Consider the following 18879-nt stretch of genomic DNA (forward strand, 5'->3'; position numbering starts at 1 on the left):
GGCGCCGTCACATGAAGTTGCGGGTGTGCAGGTCGGACAGCCGCTGCGCCTCGTCGCGCTCGAAGCCCAGCCGCGTGAGGCGGGCACGGCGTCCGGCCGCCATGTCGCGCTGCAGCTGCTGCACCGCCGCGTGGCCGCGCGCGATGGCGGCGGGCGAGAGTTCACCGGCCGCCAGCAGCACCAGCGCGTCGAACACTTCCTCGTTGAGGCCCGCCGTGCTGGCCAGCGTGTCGTAGCGCACCTCGATGGCGTTGCGCAGCCGCGCCTGGTAGTCGGGCTGCACCGAGAGCCGGTATTCGAGATGCGCCATGCCGAAGGCGACGTGGCGTGCCTCGTCGCGGGCCGTGAGCCGTGCGATCTGCCGAGTCACGGGGTCAGGCGCATGCGCATGCAGGAAGTTCAGCAGGTTCACGAAGCTGCCCTCGCCGAGCACGGACAGCAGGAAGGTGGCGACGGAGAAATCCGGCGCATCGAACAGCGTGCGCAGCGAAGCCTGTCCGCCGGCCGTCGATAGCGCGGGCTGATTGCCTCGCAGCGTGGCGCGGCGCGTGAACACCTCCACGTGCCGCGCCTCGTCGGCGCATTGCAGCGCCAGCAGTTGCAGCACCTCGCGGAAATGCGGATGGATCTGCCCGAGATGGCGCGCCGGCACCAGCAGCGCGGCGTTCTCGTTCTCGATGAGGTAGGTCATCACCTGCACGACGGCTGCTTCCACGGCGGGCGGCAGGTCGAAGGGCGCATCCCAGTCGATGGCCGTGCCCGGGTCCCATTGGGCTGCTGCTGCTTGCCGGTAGAGCTCGCCGGCCGTCGCGGCCCACACTTCGTCGCGGCGGTGCAGGGCGAAGAAGAAAGGCGGACTGCCGGCCTCCACCGTGGCGCCGCGCGCCGCCAGGCCCCAGCCGGGCGCGGCGTCTTCGGCAGGTGTGCCGTTGGCGTCGCCCTGCGCGGCGCCGGTCGATTGCGCGCCGAGCCAGCGGCCCTCGGCATGCGGGCTGCGCGTGACCACGGCCTCTTCAGCCTCGAAGCGCAGCGGGTGCCCCTGGCTGCGGCACCACGCCTCCAGGTGCATTCGCCAGTCCGGCGATTGCCCGCGCACGCGCAGCTCGCTACCCACCGGCCGTTCGGCCAGCGCGCGGCGAATGAGCAGCAGGGCGCCCTGGTCGAGGCCCAGCGACTCAATATCGATAGTCGGGATTGGTGATGCGGCCATCGCCGTCGTAAAAATGTTCGTCGTCCACCGCGCGTTCGAGAAGCGCATAGCCGCTGGTGCGGCCGGTGCGCCATTCGCGCAGGCCTTCGAGTTCGAGCAGAGGGCGCACCTGCGGATCGTCCCAGCGCATCGCCATCAGCAGGGAGACGAAGCGCTCGATCGATTCGGCCGGCGCATCCGGGCTGGTGGTGAAGTTGCAGTGGTCGTAGGCGCCGGTGCGCGCAATGACGCGCGTGCTGCCCGAAGGCAGCGTGCCATCGAGGCCGAATGCCAGGTGGTTGCCGTCGATGAGGCAGCAGGCATCGACCTCGCCGGCCATCAGCGCGATGGCCGCATCGCGCTCGCCGCCGATGTGGTCGCCGTGCTTGCCGCCGAGCACGTCGAAGTAGCGCACCTGGAAGTCGCGCTGCTTCACCAGGCCTTCGGTGCGCAGGTGGTCGAGCGGGATCAGCGTGGCCTGCGGTGAATCGAGCGCGCCAAGCCCGACGGTCTTGCCGCGCAGATCGGCCAGCGACTGCACCGGGCTGTCGGCACGCACGACGACAGCCGAGCGCAGGTCGCAGTCGGTGTCGCGCATGGCCACGGCCTGCACCTGCTGGCCACGGCTGCGCGCGATGCGATCGGCGCGCACCCAGGCCAATGGCGAATTCCATGCGAGGTGCAGCGTGCCGTCGAACTGCGCCTCGACCTGGCTTTCGTAGTTCGAATAAAGCACGTAGTCGAAGGGCAGGCCGTTCTTCACGAAGAAGGCCTTGAAGCCTTCCCAGATGGTGACGACCTTGGGCGCATAGGCTACGGCGCCCATGATCAGTGTCGGTTCGGACATGGCGCGGTTCCTCAGAACAGAGGCAGGCCGGTGATGGCCTTGCCGATGAAGTCGTACAGCACGTCGGAGGTCGGTGCCATCACGCTCGATGCGCGCGCATCGCGGAACAACCGCTCGATGCCCGCCTCCTTGCGGAAGGCCGCGCCGCCGCACACACGCATGGCGATGTCGGTGACTTCGAGCGCGGCTTCGGCGGCGGCCGCCTTCACTTCGAGTACGCGCAGCATGGTGTCGGGGCGGCCAGCACCGATGGCGGCCACGGTGTCGTCGAGCAGCGCTTGCACCATGTCGGTCTTGATGCGCGCACGTGCCAGGTAGGCGCGAATGGTCGGCAGGTCTGCCAGCGATGAATCGAGGTGCACGTGCCGCGTCTGGCTCACATGGCCGATGGCGCGGCTCAGGGCGCCTTCCATCAGGCCGGTCGAACACGCGGCGCCGAGCACGGAGAACCATGGAAGAACCACGCCCATCATGGTGTCGAAGCCCTTGCCGTCTTCGCCAAGACGGGCGCCGGCCGCGATGCGCACATCCTTCGCGGTGATCGGCGTGGAGGCGTTGCCGCGCAGGCCCAGCCCGTCGAAGCGGCCTGGCTGACTCAGGCCGTCGGACTTGGCATCGACCAGCCACAGCGTGCTCGCGCCTTCGGCCGCCAGCGGCTTGCTCGACCACACGTAGCTGTCGGCCTCGAAGGCGGAGGTGACCCAGCTCTTGCGCGCATCGAGCACCACGTTGTCTCCATCCGCACGGGCGGTGCCGGTGGGTGCCCAGAAGTGGCTGCGCGAATCGGCTTCGGAAAAGGCCAGCGTGCTCAGGTGCTTGCCCTCGGCGATTGCGCGGCGTACGGGCTCCGGGCCGAACTGTTCGAGCACGGCAGTGGCGCAGTAGTGCATGCACACGACCATCGCGGTGGACGGGCAGGTCTGCGCGATGCGAGAGACCACCTGCGCGGCTTCCTTCAGGCCCAGGCCCCGGCCGCCGACCGACGTGGCCGACACCAGGCCGAGCAGGCCGGCCTGGCCCATCGCCTGGATCGTCTCTCGTGGAAAGCGTCCCTCGCTGTCGGTGCGCTGGGCCGAGGGCTGCAGCGTTTGCGTTTCGATACCGGCGAGCACTTCGAGGGGATTCATCGCTTTTTCCTGGAGTACGGGTTGAGGGAGTCGGTCTATTGCAGCCGCTCGCGCAGGGCATCGAGCTGGGCAGTGAAGGGCGCGCTGTCTTCCAGGCAGCGCAGGTCGAGCAGCAAGCGGTCTTCGGCGATGCGGCCGATCACCGGCAGCGGCAGGCCACGCAGGGCGGTGGCGAGGGCGTCGAGCGCCGTGCCCGTGCCCTTCTTCGAGGTGCCGGCCGGCGCGAGCGCAAGGCCCGCCGAGGGCAGGCGCTCGACAGGCAGCGAGCCGGAGCCGATCTGCCCGAGCAGCGGCACGACTTCGACGGTGAAGCGCGGCGACACCGCTGCCTGCACGGGCGCCTTCAACGCCTCGGCCATTTCGCGGATCGCATCGGCGGGCCGTGTGAGCAGCCGCAGCGTGGGCAGGTCTTGCGCAAGGCGCTCGGGCCGCAGGTACAGCGACAGCGTGGCCTCCAGCGCCGCCAGCGGCAGCTTGCTCATGCGCAGCGCGCGCTTCATCGGAAACTTGCGGATGCGGCCCACGGCGGCCTTGCTGCCGACGATGAGCCCGGCTTGCGGACCACCCAGCAGCTTGTCGCCCGAGAAGGTGACGACATCGCAGCCGGCCGCAAGCATCTCCTGCGGCAGTGGCTCGCGCGGCAGGCCGTAGTGGGCCAGGTCGATCAGCGAGCCGCTGCCCAGGTCGGAGGCAAGCGGCACGCCGCGCGCATGCGCAATGCCGGCGAGCGTGGCTTCGTCGACCGCGGCGGTGAAGCCCTGCACGGCGTAGTTGCTGGTGTGCACCTTCATCACCAGCGCGGTGTGTTCGTTGATGGCGCGCTCGTAGTCCTGCGGATGCGTGCGGTTGGTGGTGCCGACCTCGACCATGCGCGCGCCCGCGCTGGCCATCACGTCGGGCATGCGGAAGGCGCCGCCGATCTCCACCAGCTCGCCGCGCGAGACGATCACTTCGCGCTCGCGCGCCAGTGCCGCGATGGTCAGCAGCACGGCGGCCGCGTTGTTGTTGACCACCGTGGCGGCTTCGGCGCCGGTGATGCTGCACAGCAGTTCTTCGACCAGCGAGTCGCGGTCGCCGCGGCTGCCGGTGGCGAGGTCGTACTCGAGGTTGTTGGGCGATGTCATCACCGCGAGCAGCCGCTGCAGCGCCGCGTCGGCCAGCAGCGCGCGGCCGAGGTTGGTGTGGATGACGGTGCCGGTGAGGTTCAGCACCGCGCGCATGCGCGGCGCGAGACGGGCCTGCACGCGCTCGGCGAGTGCGTTGCCGAGCGCCTCTTGCTCGATGTCAGCAGCCGCCAGCTTGCCCGCCACGGCCCGCGCGCGAAGCCCTTCGAGCAGCGCGCGCGCTTCCTTCACCACCAGCGTACGGCCATGCTCGGCCAGCAATGCGCCCGGCACGGCGAGGCGCAGCAGTTGATCGACAGAAGGCAGATCCTGGGGCCTTGCCGTCGAGCCGTGGACCACGGACTCTTCGGGCGCTGCCATCAGCCGCCTCCGCCGTCGTCGGGGATCTCGGGCTCTCCGAACAGCAGCATCAGGTTGTGGCCGCTGCGCTGATGCCCGGCTTCAGAGACGAGCAGGTCGAGCGTGACACTGGCGAGGTCGTCCGCGACGGGCTCGACCTCGGGGTCTTTCTCCATCGCGACCTGCTTGAGATAGTGGCCGCAGGTGTCGCAGCACTCGGCCTTGACTGCGCCTTCGCGCGCGCCGGTGGCCGGCAGTTCCACGCCGGGCTGCGGCGACAGCGATTCGAAGTGGATGCCCTTGGTGCTTTCGCAATGCGTGCACTTGATGCGAACGTAGTGCCACTCGGTGCTGCACAGCGAGCAGTGCAGGTAGCGAAAGCCCGCTTCGTCGGCGCCGATGCGCGTGATGCTCACTGTGGGCGCGCTGCCGCAGCAGGGGCATTCGTTGCCGGGGTCGGTGCGGCCGAAGATGTTCTCGCCTTCGCGGTCGGCCACCTGCAGCACGAGCTGCGTCCAGTAGGCCTGCAGCCCCGCGGCAATCAATGGCGCGGCCGCAAGGTCGAGCCCGAACATGATGCGGCGCGAGAGGCGGTCGGCCTGCTGGTCGATCCATGCATCGTCGGCAGCCACCACGCGGTCGAGCGTGTCGCGCGCGGGGCCTTCAGGCAGCCGGGCGCGGAAGAGACCGAGCAGGCGGCGCAGTTCCCGCAGCCAGACCGGGTCGCGCGTCCATCCGAAGGCGGGCATAGGCGGCTTCAGCACCTTGGCAGCGGCTTCGAGCGCATCGGATGCGGGCAGCGCAACCACCGCGTAGTCCTGCAGCACCTGGTGCTGCGCCTGCGCGAGGTCGGCAATGAAGATCAGGTACTCGCGCATCGGATGCGAGGCCGCGAGCTGGCGCAGTCGAAGCTGCCGGTCGGAGAACGCGAGGGAACGCACCGGCAGGCGCAGGAACGGCATCTGCCGCCCGGCCTGCATTGCAATCTGCTCGGGGTCGAGAACGCGCGTGGTCCGGATCGGCGGCGGGGTGCCGGTTGAACTCGTCATCGGATCAGTATCACTCACCTCGCGTCATTTTGCGATGCCAGAGTGGGTGGTTGAGCTTGGCCCATCCCTCGGTGACGGTGCCGCGCGTCATGGCGCGCAGCGTGCCCTTGACCCAGATGGCCGCGTAGATGTGCGTGATGACCGAAAGAATCAGCACCACCGCGGAAACCGCATGCACCACCACCGCAATGCGCCGCAGCAATATCGGGAAGAAGCCGACGAACCACGGACTCCAGAACATGAAGCCCGTCACCAGCAACAGCAGCAGGCTGACGCCGAAGGCCCAGAACACCAGCTTCTGCCCGGCGTTGTATTTGCCCACCGGCGGCATGCTCGACTTGTCGCCCTTGAGCATCTTCGGCGCATTGGCGATCCACTCGCGATCCGTCTTGTCGAGGATGTTCTCGCGCCACATCGTGAAGAACAGGAACACGAAGCCCAGCACCATCAGCAGCCCCATGAACGGATGCAGGATGCGCGTCCACGGGCCGCCGCCGAACAGGTTGGTCAGGAAGAACAGGGCAGGGTGGAAGAAGGCCAGGCCCGAGAGCGCGGCCGCGAAGAACATGATCGCGACGAACCAGTGGTTCATGCGCGTGGCGTCTCGGTAGCGGCGAAGGTAGTAGCGTGTCATCGCAATCTCCTCATGCACGGGGCGCGGTGGGCGGCGGCGTTCGCGGCGGCTCTTCGATCACCACCACGTCGTCCGGGTGGCCGTCGCGGTCGGCATCGGGATGGTCGTCCTTGGGCTCGATGGGGCCGGTCTTCATGTAGTGGAAGAAGCTGCCCACCACGGCGCCGATCATGGCCACCATCGCGAGCGGCTTGGCCACGCCCTTCCACAGCGACACCAGCGGGCTGATGTGCGGATCTTTCGGCAGGTCTGCGTACAGGCCCGGGCGGTCGGCGTGCTGCAGCACGTACATCACGTGCGTGCCGCCCACGCCGGCCGGGTCGTACACGCCGGCGTTGGCGAAGCCGCGCTCCTTCAGGTCGACGATGCGCTCCGATGCGTATTCGTGCATGTCTTCCTTGGTGCCGAAGTGCAGCGCGCCGGTGGGGCAGGCCTTCACGCAGGCCGGCTCCAAGCCAACGCCCACGCGGTCGGAGCACAGCGAGCACTTGTAGGCCTTGTTGTCGACCTTGCTGATGCGCGGCACGTCGAACGGGCAGCCGGTGACGCAGTTGCCGCAGCCGACGCAATGCTCGCTGATGAAGTCGACGATGCCGTTGGCGTACTTGACGATCGCTCCCGGCGAAGGGCACGACTTCAGGCAGCCGGGGTCGTCGCAGTGCATGCAGCCGTCCTTGCGGATCAGCCATTCGAGCTTGCCCGCCTCGGGCTCCACCTCGGAGAACTTCATCACCGTCCAGGAAGACGGCGTGAGGTCGACCGGGTTGTCGTAGGTGCCGTGGTTGGTGCCGACCTCGTCGCGCAGGTCGTTCCACTGCATGCACGCGACCTGGCAGGCCTTGCAGCCGATGCAGGTCGACACGTCGATCAGCTTCGCCACCTGCTGCACCTGCGGGCGGCTGCGGATCTCTGGCGATGGCGTGGTGGTGGCCGAGCGGGCGGCGATGTCGAGGGTTTGAAGGGAGGACATCGCTCAGGCCTTTTCGATGTTCACGGTGAACGACTTGTACTCGGGCGTCTGCGTGTTCGCATCGCCGACGAAAGGCGTGAGCGTGTTCACCAGATACCCCGGCTTGGCCACGCCGACGAAGCCCCAGTGGTTCGGCAGCCCCACCGTGTGCACCGTGCGGCCGTCGACCTGCAGCCCGACGATGCGCTTGGTCACCACGGCCACCGCCTTGATGAAGCCGCGCTTGCTCGACACCTTCACCATGTCGCCGTGGCCGATGCCCTTTTCCTTTGCCAGCTCCTCGCCGATCTCGACGAACTGCTGCGGCTGGATGATGGCCGAGGTGCGCACGTTCTTGGTCCAGTAGTGGAAGTGCTCGGTGAGCCGGTAGCTGGTTGCCACGTACGGGAAGTCCTTCGGCACGCCGAGCCGTTCCAGGTCGCCCTTGAAGATGCGCGCCGCGGGGTTGGCGCGCGCCTTCTCGTTGTTCGGGTGCATCAGGTTGTTGACCAGCGGCGACTCGAAGGGCTCGTAGTGCTCCGGCAGCGGCCCTTCGGCCATGCCCGTGGGCGCGAACAGCCGGGCCACGCCCTCGGCCGTCATGATGAACGGGCGCACCGCGTCGGCTTCCATCGGGTTGGCGTCGGGCCGAATGTCGGGAATGTCCGAGCCGGTCCACTGCTTGCCGTTCCACGCGATGAGGCTGCGTTTGGCGATCCACGGCTTGCCGGTGGTGGGATCGGTGGAGGCGCCGTTGTAGAGAATGCGCCGGTTCGCGGGCCACGCCCACGCCCAGTTCTGCACCATGCCGATGCCGTACGGGTCGGCGTTGTCGCGCCGCGCCATCTGGTTGCCGGCCTGCGTCCATGCGCCGCTGTAGATCCAGCAGCCGCTGGCGGTGGTGCCGTCGTCGCGCAGCAGGCCGAAGCCGGAGAGCTGTTCGCCCGCCTTGGCTGTCGGCGGCTTGCTCGGGTCTTTCGGATCGACCAGGTCGACCAGCGCGCGGCCGTTGTATTCCATCGCCAGTTCCTGCGCGGAAGGCGAGTGCGGAATCTTGTAGGGCCAGGTCAGCTTGACGATCGGGTCGGGGAAGGCGCCGCCGTCCTTGATGTAGGCCTGGCGCATGCGGTTGAAGATGCCCGCCACGATCTCGATGTCGCCCTTGGCTTCGCCCGGCGGCTCCGCGCCCTTCCAGTGCCACTGCAGCCAGCGGCTGGAGTTGGTGAGCGAGCCGTCTTCCTCCGCGAAGCAGGTGGAAGGCAGGCGGAACACCGTGGTCTGGATGTCGGCGGTCTTGACGTCGTTGAACTCGCCGAAGTTGCGCCAGAACTCGCTGGTCTCCGTCACCAGCGGATCGATGGTGACGAGGAACTTGAGCTTCGAGAGCCCGTCGACGATCTTCTTCTTGTCCGGGAACGAGCCCACCGGGTTGAAGCCCTGGCAGATGTAGCCGTTGAGCTTGCCCTGGTTCATGAGCTCGAAGGCCTGCAGCACGTCGTAGAGCTTGTCGATCTTGGGCAGGTAGTGAAAGGCCCACTCGTTGTCGGCCGTGGCCGCGTCGCCCCACCACGACTTCTGCATGCTGACGAAGAACTTCGGGTAGTTCTGCCAGTAGCTCATCTGGTTGGGCCTGAGCGGCTTCAGCGCGCGGGTCTTGTAGTAGTCCTCCAGCGTCTGCTCGCTGTCACGCGCGAGCGACATGTAGCCCGGCAGCGAGTTCGACAGCAGCCCCAGGTCGGTCAGGCCCTGGATGTTGCTGTGTCCGCGCAGCGCGTTCATGCCGCCGCCCGCCACGCCGATGTTGCCCAGCAGCAGCTGCACGATGGCGCCGGTGCGGATCATCTGCGAGCCCTGGCTGTGCTGCGTCCAGCCCAGCGCGTACATGATGGTCATGGTGCGCGTGGACGTGCTGGTGCTCGCGATGTACTCGCACACCTTCAGGAACTTGTCCTGCGGGGTGCCGGTGATGCGGCTCACCAGCTCGGGCGTGTAGCGCGAATAGTGCCGCTTCATGACTTGCAGCACGCACTGCGGGTCCTGCATGGTCATGTCGACCTTGGCCATGCCCTGCTCGTCGAGCGCGTAGTTCCACGACTTGGGGTCGTAGTTGCGCTTGTCGGCGTTGTAGCCGCTGAATATCCCGTCCTCGAACTTGTAGTCGGGCCCGACGATGAACGGCGCGTTGGTGTAGTTGCGCACGTACTCCGTCTGGATCTTCTCGTTGCTCAGCAGGTAGTTGATGACCCCCGCCAGGAACGCGATGTCCGAGCCGGCGCGCACCGGGGCGTAGTAGTCGGCCATGGCGGCCGAGCGCGTGAAGCGCGGGTCGACCACGACAAGGCGCGCCTTGTTCTGCTTCTTGGCCTCGATGACCCACTTGAAGCCGCACGGATGCGCCTCCGCCGCGTTGCCGCCCATGATCAGCACGACATCCGCGTTCTGGATGTCCTGCCAGTGGTTGGTCATCGCGCCTCTGCCGAACGTCGGGGCCAGACTGGCCACCGTAGGTCCGTGTCAGACGCGTGCCTGGTTGTCGAACACCAGCATTCCGGTCGAGCGGAATGCCTTGTGCGTGATGTATCCGGTTTCGTTGGACGAGGCCGAGGCGCAGAGCATGCCGCTGCTGATCCAGCGGTTCACGGTCTTGCCGTCGGCGTTGGTGGTCTGGAAGTTGGCGTCGCGGTCGGCCTTCAGCAGCTTGGCGATGCGGTCGAGCGCCTCGTCCCAGCCGATGCGCTTCCACTCGGTGCTGCCGGCCTCGCGCACCTCGGGGTACTTCAGCCGGTTGGGGCTGTGCACGAAGTCGAGCAGGCCCGCGCCCTTGGGGCACAGCGTGCCTCGGTTCACGGGGTGGTCGGCATCGCCCTCGATGTGGAGGATGTCGGACACCACGTTCTTCGCCTTGTCGCCCAGGCTGTACATGATGAGCCCGCAGCCCACCGAGCAGTACGGGCAGGTGTTGCGGGTCTCGGTGGTGCGCGCGAGCTTGAAGTTGCGGGCCTCGGCCAGCGCGGCGGTCGGCGAGAAGCCGAGCGCCACGATGCTGGAGCCGACCAGCCCCGCACTGCTGACGCGGAAGAATTGGCGGCGGTTCATGTCCATGACGGAACCTCCTGCATCGCTGAAGTGGGGTGTTTCATCGTGGTGTCTTCTTCTTTGATTTGCGTGGGAAATCTGTAGCAGGCCGGCCGCGCTACTTGGGCGCGGAGCCGTCGCCGCCGCTCGGCGCGGGGGCTGCACCGCCGGAAGTGCCGCCGCCGTTCGGGCCGCTCATGCCGCCGATGGCCGAGCCGCCTTCGGACGGGCCCTTGTGGGCGGCGGACTCGTCGACCTTGTCGCCTGAGTCGGCGGGCTTGATGCCGCTCGGGCTTGCACCCGAACTGCCCGAAGTACCCGCGGACGGCGCGGCGGGGCTGGCCGAGGGTTTGGGATCACATGCACTCAACAGCATGCCGAGGGCCAGGCACAGGCCCAGGGTTTGCAGGCGCTGACATTGCAGCATTGACACTCCTTCGGGGGAAAGGACGGCCAGATAGTGGAATGTTTTTATTTCGCCCGCCGCGACCCGCAATAAATGCCTGATCGGCGCGGTGGGGTGTTTGTCACATCATGCGACAGCGCCATGACGCGGGCAAGTAGGCCAAAACCGGCAATAACCCTTGAATCCGGCCGTGCGCGGGCCTCTGGGCTATCGTCGCGGCCATGAATGCCTCCCTCCGCCTGGGTTGGCGCACGCTCTGGCGCGACCTGCGCGCCGGCGAGCTGCGCCTGTTGATCGTTGCCGTGCTGCTGGCGGTGGCCGCGCTCACGGCCGTCGGCTTCTTCGCCGACCGCCTGCAGGGCGGGCTGCAACGCGATGCGCGCCAGCTGCTGGGCGGCGACGCCGTGGTGGTCAGCGACAACCCGACGCCGGAGGCCTTCGTGGCGCAGGCCAGGTCGCTGGGCCTGGAAGGCACCGGCACCTACGGCTTCCCGACCATGGCCCGGGCCGAAGACGCCCAGGGCGGCGCCAGCAAGCTGGTGGCGCTGAAGGCGGTGACGGCGGGCTACCCGCTGCGCGGCAGCCTGCAGACATCGGCCACCCTCGACGGCCCGGGCGCCGTCACCCGCGACATCCCGCCGCCGGGCGAAGTCTGGGTCGACGCCTCGCTGCTCGACTCGCTGGGCCTGAAGATCGGCGACACCCTGCTGCTGGGCGACACCGGCCTGCGCGTGGGCCGCGTCATCACGCTGGAGCCCGACCGGGGCGCCGGCTTCATGAGCTTTTCTCCGCGCGTCATGCTGAACCAGGCCGACGTGGCGCGCACCGCGCTCGTGCAGCCGGCCAGCCGCGTGGGCTACCGCTATGCCGTGGCGGGCGACGACGCGGCCGTGAAGCGCTTCACCGACTGGGCCGACGCCACGCTCAAGAAGGGCGAACTGCGCGGCGTGCGGCTCGACTCGTTCGAAAGCGGCCGGCCCGAGATGCGCCAGACGCTCGACCGCGCCGAGAAATTCCTGAGCCTGGTCGCGCTGCTCGCGGCGCTGCTGTCGGCCGTGGCCGTTGCGCTGGCCGCGCGCGGCTTCGCCGCCAGCCACCTCGACGACTGCGCGATGCTGCGGGTGTTGGGCCAGAGCCAGCGCACCATCGCCGCGGCCTACACCTTCGAGTTCGCGGTGATCGGCTTGGTCGCGAGCGGGCTGGGCGTGGCCATCGGTTTCGCGGTGCACTACGTGTTCGTGCTGCTGCTGTCGGGCCTGGTCGAGACCGCGCTGCCGGCCGCCACGCTGTGGCCGGTGGCCTTCGGGCTGGGCATGGGGCTCACGCTGCTGTTCGCCTTCGGCCTGCCGCCGGTGCTCCAGCTGGCCCGCGTGCCGCCGCTGCGCGTGATCCGGCGCGACGTGGGCGGGCTCAAGCCGGCCTCGCTGGCGGTGCTGGGCGTGGGCGTGGCGGGCTTCGCGGCGCTGCTCATGGCGGCCAGCAGCGACATCAAGCTGGGGTTGATCGCCGTCGGCGGCTTCGCGGGCGCGGTGGCGGTGTTCGCGCTGCTGAGCTGGCTTGCGGTGAAGGTGCTGCGCCGCAGCGTGAATGAAACCACCGCGCCGCGCTGGCTGGTGCTGGCCACGCGGCAGATTTCGGCGCGGCCGGCCTATGCGGTGGTGCAGGTCAGCGCGCTGGCCGTGGGCCTGCTGGCGCTGGTGCTGCTGGTGCTGCTGCGCACCGACCTGGTGGCGAGCTGGCGCCAGGCCACGCCGCCGGACGCGCCGAACCGCTTCGTCATCAACGTCATGCCCGACCAGAGCGAGGCTTTCCAGAAGTCGCTGCGCGATGCGGGCGTGAGCAAGTTCGACTGGTACCCGATGATCCGCGGCCGCCTCGTCGCCATCAACGACAAGCCGGTCACGCCCGACGACTACGCGGAAGACCGCGCCAAGCGCCTCGTCGACCGCGAGTTCAACCTCAGCAACAGCGTGGAAGCGCCCGCGCACAACAGCATCACCGCCGGCAAGTGGACGCCCGGCGCGAAGAACGAGGTGAGCGTGGAAGAGGGCCTGGCCGAGACGCTCGGCCTGAAGCTGGGCGACACGCTGCGCTTCGACATCGGCGGCATGCAGAACGACGCGCGCATCACCTCGCTGCGCAAGGTCGACTGGGGCTCGCTGCATGCCAACTTCTTCGTGATGTACACAGTGGCCTCGCTGGCCGACGTGCCCACCACCTTCATGGGCGCCTTCCGCGCGCCCGAGACCCGCGGCTTCGACAACGCGCTGGTGCGCAGCTACCCCAACGTGACCAACGTCGACATGAGCGCCACCATCAACCAGGTGCAGCGCGTGCTCGACCAGGTGATCCGCGCTGTCGAGTTCCTGTTCGGCTTCACGCTGGCGGCCGGGCTGGTGGTGCTGTTCGCGGCCGTGACGGCCACGCGCGAGGAGCGTGCGCGCGAGTTCGCGGTGATGCGCGCGGTGGGCGCGCGCGCCAGCCTGCTGCGCCAGGTGCAGCGTGCCGAGCTGGCCGGTGTCGGGTTGCTCGCGGGTTTTCTCGCGAGCATCGTGGCCTCGGTGATTGGCTGGGCGCTGGCGCGCTACGTGTTCGAGTTCAGCTGGACCGCCTCGCCGCTGGTGCCGGTGGCCGGCGCGCTGGCCGGCGCGGTGCTGGCTCTGGGCGCGGGATGGTGGGGCCTGCGCGACGTGCTGCGCCGCCCGGTGGTGGACACCTTGCGCCGCGCGGCCGAGTAGCAATCTTTTTCTTCCGCAGGGGGCCGGACGGGGCCGGGGAATGCAATACATTCCCCGGCCCCGTATTCAATTCCGAAGTGAACCCCCTTACATGCGCTTGGCGTCATTCCAGATCACCAACTTTCGCTCGATCAACGACAGCGGTTCCATCGACTCCACACAGATCACGGCGATCCTCGGTCGAAATGACAGCGGCAAATCGAATCTGCTGCGTGCGCTCCACAGCCTGAACCCGACCGACGGCCTGGTCGAACTCAGCCCCATCAAGGACTTTCCGCGGCATCGCCGCCTCGAGGAGTGCAACGGCGACACGCCGGTCGTCTCCACCCGCTGGGCGCTCGACGAAAGCGAGCAGGCCGCCCTGGCCGAGATCCTGCCGCGCGCAGCGGGCGTGCGCCACGTCACCGCTGGCCGAGGCTACGCCGCTGTGCGCCGGGCCGGGCTCGAAGGCCTGAGTGCGCTGTCGCTCGATGTCGGCGACATCAAGGCCAAGGTCCGCAAGATCGTGCCGGCCGTCAAGGCTGCCGCCGAGAAAGTGACCGAAGAACAGCGTGCCCTGCTCGAGCAGGAGTCCGACACCTTCGACGCCGCGATGATCATGAACCCCGACTACGTCAAGTGGTCGGAAGGCGCCGTGAAGGCGATGCAGGCGCTGCGCAAGGCGCTGGCCGCGGCCGACGCCGAACTCAGCGACAAGCAGGACCAGATGCTGGCCGAGCTCGAGGACATGGCGCGCGCCATTGCCAACGACGAGCCCGCGCTGGCTCGCGCCCGTGCCTGGGTGCTGGAGAAGCTGCCGCGCTTCGTGTACGTGGACGAATACCCGGCGCTGCCGGGCCGCCAGAACATCGCCGAATACCTGGGCCGCGAGGGCTGGGGCCAGCTCACGCCGGAGCAGCAGAGCTTCGGCAAGCTGTGCAAGGTGGCGGGGCTCGATCCGCGCAAGCTGCAGGAGCTGCTCGACAGGAACGACCAGGCCACGCGCAACCAGCTCGCCAACCGCGCCGGTTCGGTGGTGACGGCCGAGATCCGCCGGCTCTGGAAAGACCGCCCGCTGAAGGTGCGCTTCAACCTCGACGGCCAGTACCTCGACACGCTGGTGTCCGACCCGAACGGTGCCTACGAGGTCGAGGTGAACCTGGAGGAGCGCAGCCGCGGCTTCCAGTGGTTCTTCTCGTTCTACATCGCGTTCTTCGCCGACACCCAGGGCGGCCGCGCGGAAGACGCCATCCTGCTGCTGGACGAACCCGGCCTGCACCTGCACGCCCACTCGCAGGCCGACCTGCTGGCGCACTTCGAGAGAGACTTCGGCAACCAGATCATCTACACCACGCATTCGCCGTTCATGGTGCCCGTGCACCGGCTCGACGCGGTGCGCACGGCCAGCCTGGGCGAGACCAGCGGCACCACGGTGAGCAACGCCGCCGAGGGCGACGAGCGCACGCTGTTCCCGCTGAAGGCCGCGCTGGCGCTGAGCCGGCTGGCGAGCGAGGCGGTGAAGGTGGAGACGGCAAGGGTGGAGACGGCGAAGCCTGCCAAGGTGGTCAAGCCCGTGGAGGTGGCGCCTGTCGCGGCAGTCGTCGAACCCGTGGCTCCCGCACCCGCACCCGCACCGGTGCCCGCACCTGCCGAGGCGCCGGTCGCCGAGCAGGTGGAAGCGGGCTGATCATCCGCGCGCTGTCTGCCCCTGAACCGGGGCAGGCAGAACTTCGCCGTTCCCCTTGAACATCCGCGCGCTCGCGAAGTCCACGAACGCCCGCACCTTCGGCGACAGCTGCCGGCTGGACGGCCACAGCGCCGAGAACTGGCCCTGCCGCGAGACGTGCCCGGCCAGCACGCAGCGCAGTTCGCCGCGCCCCAGCGAATCGCGGGCGAGGAAGTCGGGCATGTAGGCCACGCCCAGCCCGGCGACGGCCGCGCCGAGCATGGCTTCCATGTTGTTGCACAGCAGTGTGGCGGGCAGTTGCTCCGGCAGGCCGGGCAAGTCCCATTCCTCGATCTTTCCGCCGGTGACAAACTTGTAGCGCAGGCAGGCATGCTGCGCGAGCTCGGCCGGCACGCGCGGCTCGCCGTGACGCTCCAGATACGCGGGTGACGCGACCAGCACGAACTGGAACGGCCCCAGCCGCCGCGCCACCAGCTGCGAGTCGACCAGTTCGCCGCTGCGGATGGCGACGTCGACGCCCTCGGCGATCACGTCCACCAGCCGGTCGTTGAAGTCGAGGTCGAGTTCGATCTCGGGGTAGGTGGCCTTGAACTCCGGCAGGATCGGCAGCAGGAAGCGGTAGCCGATGGTCGGCAGGCTCACGCGCAACCGGCCGCGCGGCGCGGCGACGGCGTCCTGCATCATGGCCCGCGCGTCGTCCAGTTCGTCGAGGATGCGGCGGCAGCGCTCGTGGAACAGCACGCCTTCCTGGGTGAGCCGCGTGTGGCGCGTGGTGCGGTTGAAGAGCCTCACGCCGAGCTGCTGTTCGAGCCGCGCCACGTTCTTGCCCACCGCCGAGGCCGAAATGCCGAGCTGGCGGCCGGCCTTGGCAAAGCTGAGTTGGTCCGCCGCCCGCACGAAAGATTCGAGCCCGCTGAAACTGTCCATTGATTGGCAACCTGTGGTTGGGAGTCTGAGGATCAATGGTGCCATTCTTATTTCATTGATTCCTTTCTATCTTCTCTTCCTCCTCTTCTTCCGTGCGAAAGTTCTTTTTTCGATGTCCTCGTCTTCCTTGTCCAGGAACTGGCTGCTGGCCGCCGTATGCCTCGCGGCGCTGGGCATGCCGCTGAGCTTCACCGGCCCGGCGGTGGTGCTGCCCGCGATCCGCGACGCGCTCGGCGGCAGCCCGGTGCAGCTCAACTGGGTGACCAACGCCTTCATGCTGAGCTTCGGCGCGACGCTGATGGCGTCCGGTGCGCTGGCCGATGCCTATGGCCGCAAGCGCGTGTTCCTGCTGGGGCTTGCGGTGGTGGCGTTGAGCAGTTCGCTGCTCACGCTGGCGCCCGGCATCGTCGCGTTCGATCTGGCGCGTGCCCTGCAGGGGCTCGGCTCCGCCGCGGCCTTCGCGGCGGGCACGGCGGCGCTGGCGCAGGTGTTCGATGGCGCGGCGCGCACGCGGGCCTTCAGCCTGATCGGCACCTCGTTCGGCGTGGGCTTGTCGTGCGGCTCGATTCTTTCGGGATGGCTCGCGCAGGGCTTCGGTTGGCAGGCGGTGATGCTGAGCCCCGGCGCGGTAAGCCTGCTGGCGCTGTGCATCGCGTCGGTGAGCATGCGCGAGTCGCGCAACCCCAATGCGATGGACCTGGACATGCCGGGCACGCTCAGCTTCACCGCCGCGCTGAGCCTGCTCACGCTGGGCGTGCTGCAGGCGCCCGACAGCGGCTGGGGCAGCCCGTGGGTGCTCGGTGCGCTGGTCGGCGCGGTGCTGATGGGCGCGGCCTTCGTCGCCATCGAGCGGCGCGTGGCGCACCCGATGCTCGACCTGTCGCTGTTCCGCTTTCCGCGCTTCGTCGGCGTGCAACTGCTGGCCGCGGCGCCGGCCTATGGGTTCGTGGTGCTGCTGGTGCTGCTGCCGATCCGCTTCGTGGGGCTCGAGGGACGCAGCGCGATCGAGGCGGGGGCCTTCATGTTCGCGCTTTCGGGGCCGATCCTCGTGGTGCCAACGCTGGCGGCATCGCTCGCACACCGGTTCTCGGCGGGTGCGATCTCCGCCGTGGGGCTGCTGGTATGCGCCACGGGGCTGTTCTGGCTCAGCCGGTGCGCGCCGGGTACGCCGCTGGGCGTGATGGTGTGGCCGCTGCTGCTGATCGGCGCCGGCATCGGCCTGCCCTGGGGCCTGATGGACGGCCTTGCCGTGAGCGTGGTGCCGCGCGAACGGGCGGGCATGGCGTCGGGCATCTTCAACACGGTGCGGGTGGCAGGCGAGGGGATCGCGCTGGCGCTGGTGGGAGCCGGACTGACGGCATTGGTGGCGCTGCAGCTGGGATTGTCTTCAGCCGCGTCGCAGGCAGCGCAACGCGTGACGACGGGCGACCTGTCGCAGGCGCTGGCGTTGTTGCCCGGTGTGGACCGCGCGGCGCTGCTGAATGCGTACGGTGCGGCGTTCGGCATGTTGCTGTGCGTGCTGGCGGGGGTGACTGTGTTGACGGCGCTGGTGGTGTTCGCGTTCTTGCGCGGGGAGACGCATCCGGAAGAGAGCGCTGTTGCGTTGGAGTCGCCGGCCTGTTGATGGGCACTGTCCCGCTCCTTTCCCCTTGCGGGATAAGGCGGGGTCGATTCGCTAAGCGGAGCGTCACAAAACTTCGGGCGGTCTTCCTGTCCAATAGCGGCACCATGGAAAACCAACCGAACGAACTCGAACCGCGCGTGACCGAGCTCGAAATCAAGTCGAGCTACGCCGAAGACCTGCTGGACCAGCTGAACATGACGATCTACCGCCAACAGCAGCAGATCGACCGGCTGATCCTGCAGGTCACGCAGCTCAGGGAACAGAGCCAGAACGCGTCACAGGACGGTGCGGCCCGCAACCCGCGCGACGAACTGCCGCCGCATTACTGACGATCGAGGGCGCTTTCCGGGGACACCGTGGAGCCGGCTTTGCCGGGCCACAGGTGTCGCCCCCAGTGAGGGGGAAGGAGAAGCGACACGAAGTGCGCGAAGCCTGGGGGAGTTACCCATGTGCGTGCCAGAGCACGGCAAAGAAGTGGCAGGTGCTGCCCGCCAGCACGAACAGGTGCCATACCGAGTGGGCGTAGCGCACCTTGTTGTCGAACAGGAACACCACCGCACCGGCGGTGTAGAAAAGGCCGCCGGCTACCAGCCAACCCAGCCCTGCGGCAGACATGCGCTCGTACAGCGGCACCGCCGCCATCAGCGCCATCCAGCCCATCGCCACATAGAGCCCGGTCGACCACAGCGGATGCTGCAGCCGGTTGAACAGCTTGGCGCTCACGCCCAGCGCGGCGGCCGCGCAGATCGCACCGAACAGTGTCCAGCCCAGCGGCCCGCGCAGCACGCCGAACAGGAAGGGCATGTAGCTGCCCGCGATGAACAGGTAGATGGCCGCGTGGTCCAGCCGGTTGAACCAGGCCTTGGCCCGGCCCATCGGCAGCGCGTGGTACAGCGTGGAGATCAGGTACAGCACGATGGCCGTGCCCGCGAACAGGCAGGCGCCGACGATGCCCGCCGCCTGCCCCTTCTGCGCCGCGCTGTAGACCAGGACGGGCAGCGCCGCGATGGCCAGCGCCAGGCCCAGGCCGTGGCTCAGGGCGTTGAAGAGCTCTTCCATCGCGGTCTGGTCGCGGGCCGCCAGCACCGAAGCGCGAGGCGAGGAACGGGTCTGTGCAGGTGCAGTCATCAGGAGCGGAACCTCATGAAAAATGGATTTGCGGCCCCAAGCTTGCCAGAACCGTGC

15 protein-coding genes are annotated in these 18879 nt (G+C 68.4%); 4 read left to right on the forward strand and 11 right to left on the reverse strand.

All coding sequences use genetic code 11. The annotated features are described in order from the left end of the window. Positions 1 to 7: 7 nt before the first annotated feature. The 9 genes from ACQY8B_RS03205 to ACQY8B_RS03245 form a co-directional block, all read right to left on the reverse strand. A complete protein-coding gene (locus ACQY8B_RS03205; protein ID WP_422085367.1) occupies positions 8 to 1210 on the reverse strand; it encodes a ferritin-like domain-containing protein in 1203 nt (400 codons plus the stop codon). Next, positions 1176 to 2036: a phosphate/phosphite/phosphonate ABC transporter substrate-binding protein gene (locus ACQY8B_RS03210; protein ID WP_422085368.1), complete on the reverse strand. Its 861-nt coding sequence runs from the start codon at positions 2034 to 2036 to the stop codon at positions 1176 to 1178. The genes ACQY8B_RS03205 and ACQY8B_RS03210 overlap by 35 nt, the downstream gene beginning before the upstream one ends. Positions 2037 to 2047: 11 nt before the next feature. Next, a complete protein-coding gene (locus tag ACQY8B_RS03215; RefSeq protein ID WP_422085369.1) occupies positions 2048 to 3163 on the reverse strand; it encodes an acyl-CoA dehydrogenase family protein in 1116 nt (371 codons plus the stop codon). Between the two features lie 35 nt (positions 3164 to 3198). Further along, positions 3199 to 4647 carry an L-seryl-tRNA(Sec) selenium transferase gene (selA, locus tag ACQY8B_RS03220; protein ID WP_422085370.1) on the reverse strand — a complete coding sequence of 483 codons (1449 nt, stop codon included), beginning with the start codon at positions 4645 to 4647 and terminating at the stop codon, positions 3199 to 3201. After that, a complete protein-coding gene (gene fdhE / locus ACQY8B_RS03225) occupies positions 4647 to 5675 on the reverse strand; it encodes a formate dehydrogenase accessory protein FdhE (RefSeq protein WP_422085371.1) in 1029 nt (342 codons plus the stop codon). The genes selA and fdhE overlap by 1 nt, the downstream gene beginning before the upstream one ends. Before the next feature lie 10 nt (positions 5676 to 5685). Beyond that, positions 5686 to 6309, reverse strand: a complete 624-nt coding sequence (locus tag ACQY8B_RS03230; protein WP_422085372.1) for a formate dehydrogenase subunit gamma — start codon at positions 6307 to 6309, stop codon at positions 5686 to 5688. A gap of 10 nt (positions 6310 to 6319) precedes the next feature. After that, the gene (gene fdxH, locus ACQY8B_RS03235) at positions 6320 to 7279 is read right to left on the reverse strand and encodes a formate dehydrogenase subunit beta (RefSeq protein WP_409196114.1); all 960 of its coding nucleotides are present in this window, start codon (positions 7277 to 7279) and stop codon (positions 6320 to 6322) included. Between the two features lie 3 nt (positions 7280 to 7282). Then, a complete protein-coding gene (fdnG, locus tag ACQY8B_RS03240) occupies positions 7283 to 10360 on the reverse strand; it encodes a formate dehydrogenase-N subunit alpha (RefSeq protein ID WP_422085373.1) in 3078 nt (1025 codons plus the stop codon). Between the two features lie 91 nt (positions 10361 to 10451). Continuing rightward, complete coding sequence (locus ACQY8B_RS03245; protein ID WP_422085374.1) at positions 10452 to 10760, reverse strand: hypothetical protein; 309 nt, start codon at positions 10758 to 10760, stop codon at positions 10452 to 10454. A 200-nt stretch (positions 10761 to 10960) separates the two neighbouring features. Here ACQY8B_RS03245 and ACQY8B_RS03250 point away from each other — a divergent pair, with 200 nt between their 5' ends. Further along, positions 10961 to 13477, forward strand: coding sequence for an ABC transporter permease (locus tag ACQY8B_RS03250; protein WP_422085375.1), 2517 nt, complete (start codon positions 10961 to 10963; stop codon positions 13475 to 13477). Between the two features lie 91 nt (positions 13478 to 13568). Beyond that, complete coding sequence (locus ACQY8B_RS03255) at positions 13569 to 15143, forward strand: AAA family ATPase (protein ID WP_422085376.1); 1575 nt, start codon at positions 13569 to 13571, stop codon at positions 15141 to 15143. Here the strand turns inward: ACQY8B_RS03255 and ACQY8B_RS03260 are convergent, their stop codons facing one another. Further along, on the reverse strand, positions 15144 to 16070 hold the full coding sequence (locus ACQY8B_RS03260; RefSeq protein ID WP_422085377.1) for a LysR family transcriptional regulator: 927 nt from the start codon (positions 16068 to 16070) through the stop codon (positions 15144 to 15146). It abuts the gene before it with no gap. 112 nt (positions 16071 to 16182) lie between these two features. Here ACQY8B_RS03260 and ACQY8B_RS03265 point away from each other — a divergent pair, with 112 nt between their 5' ends. Beyond that, a complete protein-coding gene (locus ACQY8B_RS03265; protein WP_422085378.1) occupies positions 16183 to 17694 on the forward strand; it encodes an MFS transporter in 1512 nt (503 codons plus the stop codon). Between the two features lie 104 nt (positions 17695 to 17798). Further along, the gene (locus tag ACQY8B_RS03270) at positions 17799 to 18023 is read left to right on the forward strand and encodes a SlyX family protein (RefSeq protein WP_081265935.1); all 225 of its coding nucleotides are present in this window, start codon (positions 17799 to 17801) and stop codon (positions 18021 to 18023) included. A gap of 112 nt (positions 18024 to 18135) precedes the next feature. Here the strand turns inward: ACQY8B_RS03270 and trhA are convergent, their stop codons facing one another. Continuing rightward, positions 18136 to 18822 (reverse strand): PAQR family membrane homeostasis protein TrhA, encoded by a 687-nt coding sequence (trhA, locus tag ACQY8B_RS03275; RefSeq protein WP_422085379.1) that lies wholly within the window; start codon positions 18820 to 18822, stop codon positions 18136 to 18138. Positions 18823 to 18879 lie beyond the last annotated feature (57 nt).

It is taken from the genome of Variovorax sp. (assembly GCF_965279555.1).
Classification (GTDB): Bacteria; Pseudomonadota; Gammaproteobacteria; order Burkholderiales; family Burkholderiaceae_C; genus Variovorax.

Bases quoted from the DNA above. Each gene is read 5' to 3' on its own strand.
- ACQY8B_RS03255 (WP_422085376.1), top strand. From the start codon at position 13,569: ATGCGCTTGGCGTCATTCCAGATCACCAACTTTCGCTCGATCAACGAC.
- ACQY8B_RS03230 (WP_422085372.1), bottom strand. From the start codon at position 6,309: ATGACACGCTACTACCTTCGCCGCTACCGAGACGCCACGCGCATGAAC.
- ACQY8B_RS03205 (WP_422085367.1), bottom strand. From the start codon at position 1,210: ATGGCCGCATCACCAATCCCGACTATCGATATTGAGTCGCTGGGCCTC.
- ACQY8B_RS03210 (WP_422085368.1), bottom strand. From the start codon at position 2,036: ATGTCCGAACCGACACTGATCATGGGCGCCGTAGCCTATGCGCCCAAG.
- ACQY8B_RS03265 (WP_422085378.1), top strand. From the start codon at position 16,183: ATGTCCTCGTCTTCCTTGTCCAGGAACTGGCTGCTGGCCGCCGTATGC.
- ACQY8B_RS03250 (WP_422085375.1), top strand. From the start codon at position 10,961: ATGAATGCCTCCCTCCGCCTGGGTTGGCGCACGCTCTGGCGCGACCTG.
- fdxH (WP_409196114.1), bottom strand. From the start codon at position 7,279: ATGTCCTCCCTTCAAACCCTCGACATCGCCGCCCGCTCGGCCACCACC.
- ACQY8B_RS03260 (WP_422085377.1), bottom strand. From the start codon at position 16,070: ATGGACAGTTTCAGCGGGCTCGAATCTTTCGTGCGGGCGGCGGACCAA.
- fdhE (WP_422085371.1), bottom strand. From the start codon at position 5,675: ATGACGAGTTCAACCGGCACCCCGCCGCCGATCCGGACCACGCGCGTT.
- ACQY8B_RS03215 (WP_422085369.1), bottom strand. From the start codon at position 3,163: ATGAATCCCCTCGAAGTGCTCGCCGGTATCGAAACGCAAACGCTGCAG.
- ACQY8B_RS03245 (WP_422085374.1), bottom strand. From the start codon at position 10,760: ATGCTGCAATGTCAGCGCCTGCAAACCCTGGGCCTGTGCCTGGCCCTC.
- trhA (WP_422085379.1), bottom strand. From the start codon at position 18,822: ATGACTGCACCTGCACAGACCCGTTCCTCGCCTCGCGCTTCGGTGCTG.
- ACQY8B_RS03270 (WP_081265935.1), top strand. From the start codon at position 17,799: ATGGAAAACCAACCGAACGAACTCGAACCGCGCGTGACCGAGCTCGAA.
- selA (WP_422085370.1), bottom strand. From the start codon at position 4,647: ATGGCAGCGCCCGAAGAGTCCGTGGTCCACGGCTCGACGGCAAGGCCC.